Annotated in this window: 11 protein-coding genes and 1 pseudogene; all 12 read left to right on the top strand. The window is 53.9% G+C overall.

Annotated features, from left to right (window positions below):
- Positions 1-327, top strand: a pseudogene (locus IK012_RS05170) (V-type ATP synthase subunit B); the annotation flags it as partial.
- Between the two features lies 1 nt (position 328).
- Entirely contained in the window at positions 329-961 is a 633-nt protein-coding gene (locus tag IK012_RS05165) for a V-type ATP synthase subunit D (RefSeq protein ID WP_088627880.1), read from the top strand.
- Positions 958-2,898, top strand: a complete 1,941-nt coding sequence (locus IK012_RS05160) for an ATPase (RefSeq protein ID WP_290951462.1) — start codon at positions 958-960, stop codon at positions 2,896-2,898. Before IK012_RS05165 ends, IK012_RS05160 begins: the two co-directional genes overlap by 4 nt.
- A gap of 39 nt (positions 2,899-2,937) precedes the next feature.
- A complete protein-coding gene (locus IK012_RS05155; protein WP_290951460.1) occupies positions 2,938-3,393 on the top strand; it encodes a V-type ATP synthase subunit K in 456 nt (151 codons plus the stop codon).
- An 18-nt stretch (positions 3,394-3,411) separates the two neighbouring features.
- The gene (locus IK012_RS05150) at positions 3,412-3,867 is read left to right on the top strand and encodes a V-type ATP synthase subunit K (protein WP_290951458.1); all 456 of its coding nucleotides are present in this window, start codon (positions 3,412-3,414) and stop codon (positions 3,865-3,867) included.
- A 66-nt stretch (positions 3,868-3,933) separates the two neighbouring features.
- Positions 3,934-4,380, top strand: coding sequence for a hypothetical protein (locus IK012_RS05145; protein ID WP_290951455.1), 447 nt, complete (start codon positions 3,934-3,936; stop codon positions 4,378-4,380).
- A 73-nt stretch (positions 4,381-4,453) separates the two neighbouring features.
- Positions 4,454-4,855 carry a hypothetical protein gene (locus IK012_RS05140; protein WP_290951453.1) on the top strand — a complete coding sequence of 134 codons (402 nt, stop codon included), beginning with the start codon at positions 4,454-4,456 and terminating at the stop codon, positions 4,853-4,855.
- A gap of 135 nt (positions 4,856-4,990) precedes the next feature.
- A complete protein-coding gene (locus tag IK012_RS05135) occupies positions 4,991-5,317 on the top strand; it encodes a hypothetical protein (protein ID WP_290951451.1) in 327 nt (108 codons plus the stop codon).
- A gap of 50 nt (positions 5,318-5,367) precedes the next feature.
- Positions 5,368-5,496 (top strand): hypothetical protein, encoded by a 129-nt coding sequence (locus IK012_RS05130; RefSeq protein WP_290951449.1) that lies wholly within the window; start codon positions 5,368-5,370, stop codon positions 5,494-5,496.
- Positions 5,497-5,501: 5 nt separating this feature from the next.
- Entirely contained in the window at positions 5,502-5,762 is a 261-nt protein-coding gene (locus IK012_RS05125; RefSeq protein ID WP_290951447.1) for a hypothetical protein, read from the top strand.
- Between the two features lie 271 nt (positions 5,763-6,033).
- On the top strand, positions 6,034-6,291 hold the full coding sequence (locus IK012_RS05120) for a hypothetical protein (RefSeq protein WP_290951445.1): 258 nt from the start codon (positions 6,034-6,036) through the stop codon (positions 6,289-6,291).
- A 532-nt stretch (positions 6,292-6,823) separates the two neighbouring features.
- Positions 6,824-7,827, top strand: a 1,004-nt coding sequence (locus IK012_RS05115; RefSeq protein WP_290951441.1) for a hypothetical protein, incomplete at its 3' end; no start/stop codon positions are given.

The raw sequence follows: 7,827 nt of genomic DNA, 5'->3' as shown, positions 1-7,827 counted from the left end.
TTCGGTTCTTTGAGCCGCTTGAAACAGCAGGTGAACGGCAAGACCCGTAGCGACCACCGTACCATCATGAACACCATGATCCAGCTGTACGCAAGCTACAAGGAAACTTTGGAAAAGCAGTCCATGGGCTTCAACATGAGTAACTGGGACCAGAAGCTGTTGAAGTATGGCCAGCGTTTCGAAAGCGAAATGATGGACCTTTCCGTCAACATTCCGCTGGAAAAGGCTTTGGACCTTGGCTGGGAAATCCTTGCTGACTGTTTCGCACCCGAAGAAACGGGTATTCCGACCAAGATGATCAACGAATATTGGCCCAAGAAGGGGTAATATGGCGAAGGTCAAGTTAACTAAAAACGCCCTCAAGGCGGAACGTGACGCGTTGAAGCGCTTCCAGCGCTATCTGCCGACGTTGCTCTTGAAAAAGCAGCAACTGCAGATGGAAATGCGCACGCTCCAGGAGAGGGTGATGGCTAAGCGAGAAGAGGAGGATAAGCTCCGCAAGAGCATGGCTTCCTGGATTTCGCTGTTTGCCGAACCCATCGAATGGTCAAAGTACCTGTCGGTGAAGGAAGTGCGCCAGGGCGAAGGTAACATTGCCGGCGTGAAAATTCCGACATACGACGGGGTTGACTTTAATATCGCCATTCCGGATTTCTTCACTACGCCCGTGTGGCTGGACGACGGTATCAGAAGCCTTCAGGGCCTGATTTCGCTGCGTCTGGAACGCCGTGTGCTCGAAAAGCAGTATGAACTTCTTTCTAAGGAACTGCGTACCACGAGCCAGCGCGTGAACCTGTTCGAAAAGGTGAAGATTCCCGAAGCGAAGGAAAATATCCGCGTTATCAACATCTTCCTGGGCGATCAGCAGACGTCTGGCGTTGCCCGCAGCAAGCTTGCTAAGGGTAAGGCTACCGCTCGTACCGCTGCCCAGGATGCACTCGCGAAGGAGGCCGCCGCATGATTACTCCTATGAAGAAAGTGACGGTGCTGACGGTTGCAAGTGCAGTTGAGGAAACGCTCCAGGCGCTCCGTACGCTTGAAATTTTGCACCTCACGCCTTTGCAGGCGGCAGCAGGCGCCAAGCTGAACAAGGCCCGTGGCGAGATGAACCGCGTGCAGAAGGCCTTGGAAGTGGTGCCCGAAAAAGCCCCGAAGGGTGTGACTCCCGTGAACCCTTCGGCAAGCTCAGGGACCTCTGCAGCGAGCCTTATCGAAGAAATCCAGAACCTGGTTGCTGAAAGCAAGCAGGCGGAAATCGACAAGGAACAGGCTGAAGAGGAACTCTCCAAACTTTCCATGTTCAAGAACCTGGACCCGGCCACTGTTGTCGCTCTCCAGGCCAAGGGTATTTTCGTGAAACTTTACCTGGTTCATCCGGGCAAAATTCCCTTCGAAGTGGACGGCGAGGGCGTTGTTGAGGAATTTGGATCTGACGATAACGGTAAGTATGTGGCCGTGGTAAGTAGGGGAGAAGCCCCCGTGGCGGTAAAGGGTAACTTTACCGAACTTTCCATGCCGCAAAAGTCCCTGGCGGAGTACCGTGAAATGGAAGCCCGCGCCAAGGAAACCCTGGCCCGCGTGGAAAAGCGCCTGGGCGAACTTTCCGGTGTCCGTGATTCCATCGAAAACAAACTCCTGGAAGTGGGGGACGACTACCGCATGGTAGAAGCTGAAGCCTCCATGCTGGCCGACAAGAACGTGGCTGCCGTTCAGGGATTCTGCCCGGCACCCCGTGTGGGCGAGCTGGAAAAGGCCGCTCGTGAACACGGCTGGGGCTTGTTGGTGGACGATCCTTCTGACGACGACAATATTCCTACACTGCTCGGTTACAGCAAGCTCACGCGGCCCATGCAATTCTTGTACGACATTATCGGCATTTCGCCGGGGTACAAGGAAGTGGACGTGTCCAGCGTGTTCCTTTGCTTCTTTAGCATCTTCTTTGCCATGATCGTGGGGGACAGTGCCTATGGCCTGTTGTTCCTGGGTCTTGCGCTTTTTGCTCGCAAAAAGATGCCTAAGGCGAACCCTGCAGGATTCCATTTTATCTACCTCATGAGCATTACCACCATCGTGTGGGGTGTCATCAACGCAAGTTTCCTGGGGCTCTCTCCAGATCTTGCGGGGTGGACGTATTATCTTGACATTACCAACTACGGATTCTTGCCTGAACCGCTCAAGAACGCCATGCTCTGGATTCGAACCAGCGCACCGGCTGATCTGGCCAAGTTCGAGGCCTACAAGGCTTTCGCACAGTCCCTTACATTCCTGCCGGAATCCTTTGTACCGAGTGCCCCCAAGGCTTCTCAGATGCAGCACATTCAGTTGTTCTGCTTCTGTATTGCCGTGGTTCACTTGAGTATTGCCCATGTGTGGAACATTTGCGTGCGTATCAAACGCAAGGATTCCACCTTCATGGCTCAGGTGGGCTGGCTCATTGGCTGCTGGGTAATGTTCTTATTGGCATGTTATATGGTGCTTGGTTTCGAATTACCCAAGTTCTTTATGCCGATGTTCATTGTGGAAGTCGTTTTGCTGTTACTCTTTACGGTACCACCCAAGCGTCTCAAGCAGGACTTTATTAGCATTCCGATGCTTGTGCTTGATGTGGTGAACAGCTTTACTGACGTCATCAGTTATATCCGTCTGTTTGCTGTGGGCATGTCCGGTGCGGCTATCGCCGAAGCCTTCAACGATATGCTTTCGCCGCTGTTTGGCTCTGCCGTGGGCATTGCCGGGGCTGCGTTCCTGCTGCTGTTTGTGCATGGCCTGAACATCGCACTTGCGGTCATGGGCGTGGCGGTGCATGCAGTACGTCTTAACACACTTGAATTTTCAAATGGACTTGGCCAGGAATGGAGCGGATTTGCCTTCACCCCCTTTGCCAAGCAAAAAAATTAAACCAAGGGATCATTCCCGCTACTTAATGAGGTAAAAAAAATGGAACCAACTACAATGGTAACGCTCGGAAAAATGGGTGCTGCAGCGGCACTTGGCATAGCGGCTATGGGCTCTGCCCTTGGTTGCGGAACGGCTGGTATGTCTGCCATCACCATGTGGAAAAAGGCTTATGCTCAGGGTAAGAGTGCTCTCTTCACTTTGCTAGTGTTTGTGGGTGCTCCGATTTCCCAGACGATTTACGGCATGCTGTTGATGAATTTCATTAAAGATGCTGCCATGGCTGAGAATTTTACCAACTGGGGTGGTTGCCTGGGTGCCGGTATCTTTGGCGGTCTTGGTATGATGGCTTCCGCATGGTACCAGGGCAAATCTGCTGCTGTAGCTTGCGATGCTCTTGCTGAAACTGGTAAGGGTATGGTGAACTACCTGATGGTGCTCGGTATTGTGGAAACTGTGGCCTTGTTCGTGCTCGTGTTCTCCATGATGGTGCTCTAATCCAGCGAGGTAACACGTATGGATCAAACACAATTTGTAACGCTTGCCAGACTTGGCGCGGTGGCGGCCTTGGGCCTAGCCGCGGTGGGTTCTGCGCTGGGCTGCGGGACTGCCGGCATGGCAGCTATCGGGGCCTGGAAAAAGGCGTATCTCAAGGGTAAAAACGCGCTATTTACGCTGCTCATTTTTGTGGGCGCTCCGATTGCGCAGACTATCTATGGGATGCTGCTGATGATGTTTATTAAGGGGCGGGCTGAAGCTACACCAGAAAACTGGGCTGCCTACCTCGGCGTAGGTATCTTTGGCGGTATCGGCATGATGGCCTCTGCTTGGTACGTGGGTAAGTCCGCTGCGGATGCCTGCAACGCTTTGGGCGAAACCGGCAAAGGTCTGGTGAACTACCTGATGGTGCTGGGCGTGGGGGAGACCGTGGCCCTGTTCGTCATGGTGTTCTCCATGATGCTTGTATCGTAGGGTAGGGACTGCTCGTAAAAAAAGACTGCCCGCAAGGCGGTCTTTTTTTTGTATTTTTCGTGGGTGATGACGAAGTTGAATCGACAGAACATTCTGGCATTCGCGTGGGCGGCAATTACGCTGTTCGCGCTGTATGTGGTGCCGGCGTCGTTCGACGCTCAGTCATCCGCATGCAATTGCGATTCCTCCTGGCAAAGCGCGCTAGTAGGCGAGGGGTACAGCTCTTCGACCGATAACGAAAGCGTGTTCCTGGAAGATTCGTTCTCCGGCGCGACTGAAGCTGCGTTCTGGGGGAACCGCAGGCCATCAACGCAATTGTCGCTGCGACCGCAACGCAGCGGGCCTCTTTACAGGCACAATGGGCGAGACGGGGGAGTCTTCAAGAACTCAGGACTCCGGCCCGTTGCCAGCAATCGGAATTTCAGCCCGGAAAGCCTAGGCTTCCCGACCCCGCTGTCTTACCGCGTTCCCAAGGAATATTACGTGTTTACCTTGGAACGCATTCTCTGTTAACCGCAGTTTCTCGTAACGGCGGTCGCGCAGCCTGTGCGCGAAAAAAAACAAACAATTTAACAGAGAAAAAATTATGGAAAACATTTCCAAGATGGAGATGGCGAAGGCCCTCTTCCAAAAAGACTATATCAAGACCGAAAAAGCTTTTTTCGGCTTCATCACGAAAGTGACCTACGTCCCGACGAATTCTCCTGTCGTTGGGCTCAGCCTGGATTATTTGCTTGCCGACGGAGACAAGGTCATGCGCCTTGCTTCTGCCGCGCCAAATGAACTGGACGCATTGATCAAGCAAAACGGATGCCCGCTAGTTTCTCCAAACGGACACTGGAGGCTAAACCTGTGCTATTCGAAGGACCGCAAGTTCGTGGCGCTCCAGGTGCTGGAATTTGCAGGATTCGAATACAAGACGGTGAGTGAGCCGCGGTTCATCGAAGGCGATGATGCTGCGAAATTCATCGGAATTTTCGTGAAATAAGCATGCGTGAAGCCCCGGCGCTCATGGAGAGCGGCCGGGGTATTTTCTTTGTTTCTTCATTGCCGATAATGCGGATTATGCAAAGACCGCGCGAGATTCGGGAAACTGCCCAGGACAACAACAAGGCAGGATACCATGCTCGTACAGCAGTATGACAAGATAGCAATCATCTCCCACCGCGAGATGAACTTCACCACCACCAACGAAAAAACGGGCGCACAGTCCGAAGTCCACCAAAAGTACATCACCGGGTTCGACGCCGTTTCCGGTACTTGTTTCAGCGATTTGAGCATCGCCGACGATAGTCCCATCAAGTTCGACCAGGTGCAGGACAACACGGTCTACGACTGCGTGTTCACCACGTCCGTCGTTCCCGGCACGAAGAACACGACGCGTACGAGCGGCGTGAGTCTCCACGGGATTTTTGGAACCATTGAATGCAAGCCTCTTGCAAAGAAGTAAGGGGAGAGTGATTAACACCTACAGACGCGGCAGAACGACGGGGTAGTCTTATGGGTACGCTGACTGAAATCAAGATGTTTTGGGACGCATATTCGGCAGGGGCCCACCTCGGAGGCACGATTCTCCTGGTGGTGGCCGCCTGCTCCGTCGTTCTCTTCATCAACAAGACATTGAGGTAAATATCATGCTCAAGCTGTTCAAAAACAAGGCTATGCTCATTTTGATGGCACTCATGTCGGTCGGCACCGCGTTCGCCCAGGAAGGTGGCGCATCCATCGACACCGCAACCATCAACGGCATGCTTCGCCAGGTTGCTAGTGGTATCAACTCGATTGCACAATCGGTGTCCTCTATCATCGCTCCGGCCATGATTGGACTCGTAGTCGTGCTGACGTTGCTCGCCATCGTCATCAAGGTTGCGAAGAAGCCGCGCTCTGCATCGTAATTTAGATACCTGCCACGCCGGGGCATCCGGCAACCCCGATACGACGCATCCGTCCTCGTTGTCGGGGTTTTTTTATGAGCGATTCTCCGGGCATTATGGGTTCCCTCCTGGCACGTTGTCGAGGACGCCCACTTCGGCAGGAACACGCTAAAGACGGAAAAGGAAACTAACCATGATTTCGCTTTCGCTTGCACTAGGATTTTTTGACGGGTTCGCGCCGTTCGGCGTGCTCGCGCTCTGCATGCTCGCGTTGGCGTATAGGTAGGTAATTATGGACAAGATAATAGAGAACATCTACAACATGAGCGAGCGCGAGTACGACGTGTTCAAGTTCCTCGTCGTGACGCTCTTGATTGCGGTCGCCGTGACCGTCTACTTCACGCTTCGGATACCCGGGCAGCTCGCGGAGCGCGAGCGCATTATCGAACAGTGGAACATCGAACACGCCCAACTGAATGAGGAACTGAACAAGGCGTATGGCGATGCGCATTTCACGCCGGGGGTTATCTACTATGACTCGGCCCAATAGTCTTTACTGCGACGTCTGCGGCGCGGAGATTCCGGCCAACGTCGTAGCCTACGTACATGCAAGCTATCTGTATTGCCCCAGGTGCGAGTTGATACATCGCAACAACGAGCAGGAAGCCGCGAAGCGCGGCAAAACCAAAAGGGGATGAATTATGGCAGGGCGGGAAACTGAAAGACGGGAGTTAAGCTTGAGCGGATGCTACGCTCTCACCGGTCGTGCACTTAAATCAAAATCCGTGCTCGCTGCTATGCACGCAGTTTTCCTTGCCCTGCTTATATTGTGCGCTCACTCCTGGGGAGAGTGTACGTTACATAATGGCTATTCTTATAGCGATTTCCGATGCTCACAGTTAAACGGTAGTCTTTCGTCTTGCCAGGGCGCGTTTGATTGTTCCGGCAACCATTGTTGGAACCCTGCCTGGGCTTCTTCTACTATTGTTCCCGTTCGTGGTTTTTATTGCGATAATAACACATGGGCAAAATGCAGTTATTATCAATGCTTAACGCAGGCTGAGGCCGATTCGCTTTATTGTGTGCTCAATCCGCAGGCCGACGGATGCCGCACGCCGGATACGACTTGGACGTGCACTAGCGTGTTCAGCGAGAACAACGTAATCCGTTCGTACGTGCAGAAGTATGTCGACGGCGTCCCGGTCGGCAACGGCGAGATGGTGTTGTATTCCTGCCGACAGAACGGCTTTTGCGAGGGTTCCTACAACGCCGGGCAGCTCGCGAACGATTCCTGCACGTACGACAGCATATCGACCGAGAATTGTCGCTACGGAGGCCAGGACGGCAGCGCGTGTTATTACGTCTGCCCGGACGGCAAGAACCACATGTGCCGAATGAAGATGGTCGGCGGCGACCATATGGCCGAATGTCCTTCGAAGCCCTGGAAGTCTTGTGCGGATACGATTGAACGGACGAAGCCTCCTAACGAAGGTTACGATCCTTCGACGTACAACCCCCCACCTGATTCCCTTTCGCAGCCTCCCGACGATATGCCGGACGGCAGCGCCGATACCGAGATACTCTTGGCGATTCGTGATACCCTTCATCACGCGAACGAACAGCGCAAGTATCAAATGTATGTCGAGGAAAAAATATACGACGTCATCGGCGGCGTGACGGGAGAGGGTCTCCTTCCTAACCTCAAGGAAATCAACGCGAACACCAGGGGCACGCAGGTGGCGGCCAGGGACGCCGCGACGAATACCGCGAACTTGGTTACCGCGGTTGGCAACCTCGTTACGATAATGCAGCAGGACACGGTGGACGTGCGCATAGCGTCGCCCGAGAGCTTGTACGTATATTCGAGCGCTACGCCGCTAGTGTTCCGCATGGATACTACCCTGCTGCGCCAGGAGGCCATCATGGACGAGATACGGGCCCTCACGGATACGCTCGTGTCCGACACCCCCCGTACGAACACTATACTGGGCCGGGTCGTTCCCTCGCTTGACAGCGCGTTGACCTTCTTCGTCGACCGCTCGCCCGTAGGGATGGTGCAGTCCATGGCCTCGGCTTTCGCGGACAG

Origin of the sequence: Fibrobacter sp. (genome assembly GCF_017551775.1) — a bacterium.
Lineage (GTDB): Bacteria > Fibrobacterota > Fibrobacteria > Fibrobacterales > Fibrobacteraceae > Fibrobacter.
The sequence above is the reverse complement of the archived record's forward strand: the minus strand, read 5'-3'. Positions and strand labels throughout refer to the sequence as shown.